The organism is Brevibacterium sp. 50QC2O2 (assembly GCF_024580675.1).
In the GTDB taxonomy this organism is placed as follows: Bacteria; Actinomycetota; Actinomycetes; order Actinomycetales; family Brevibacteriaceae; genus Brevibacterium; species Brevibacterium moorei.
Genome location: NZ_JANIJZ010000056.1, coordinates 1 through 687, shown reverse-complemented (window position 1 = coordinate 687; position 687 = coordinate 1). Strand labels below are relative to the sequence as shown.

The following is a 687-nucleotide window of genomic DNA, read 5'->3' as shown; positions in this document are numbered from 1 at the left end:
GTTCCCGCGCCTTGTCTGTCGTGTCAGATGCGCGCGCATACCCTGCCACCCAGCGCATCTGCTACCACCGAAACAGACAACCATTACTCGGCAAACATCGGAAACCAGTTTCGAATAAACCCTTCCCTTCATGAGTGACACACGATACACTTGAAGTAGGTCAGGAAACTCGAATCGGACAGTGAAGTCCCGTCAGGTTTTATGGCTTGTCTTCCCCGACATTCATCAAGCACGCACGCGTGTAGCCAGTTCGGCCGGCGTTTCGGTCGGGATACGGGAGGAGGGAAGAGAACATGACCATTGATTCCACCCTCCCACGCGCTGGTTCCCCCGATCCGGATGAACCCGTAGGCTCGTCCGGAAACCGTCAGGGCCTGTCGGGAGGTGGTCCGGCTCAGGAACAGGACCCGGTCGATGGTGCCGAGGCCTTCGCCCGCCCAGCTGACCCCTTTTTGACTTCTGAAGATTGGGAGCGTTTGCAGGAGATCGCTCCGGAACTCGTTCACGCCAGTGAGTCACTCGCTGGTCTGGGTGCCGGTGTGGGCACGGATCCCAGCCTTGACGCTTCCGACCTGCTCCTGGTGCTCAAGGGAATCGAACACGTCACCCGGATGACCACCTCAACGGAAGCTGCTGTTCTGGCGCGGGCCGAATACGAGGTGCCCACGGCCGACTATGGTGCGAAGA

The 687-nt window shown here is 59.4% G+C and carries 1 protein-coding gene; it reads left to right on the top strand.

The window, feature by feature from the left end:
• Window positions 1–293: 293 nt before the first annotated feature.
• Window positions 294–687, top strand: a 394-nt coding sequence (locus NQ038_RS15185) for a hypothetical protein (RefSeq protein ID WP_257062990.1), incomplete at its 3' end; no start/stop codon positions are given.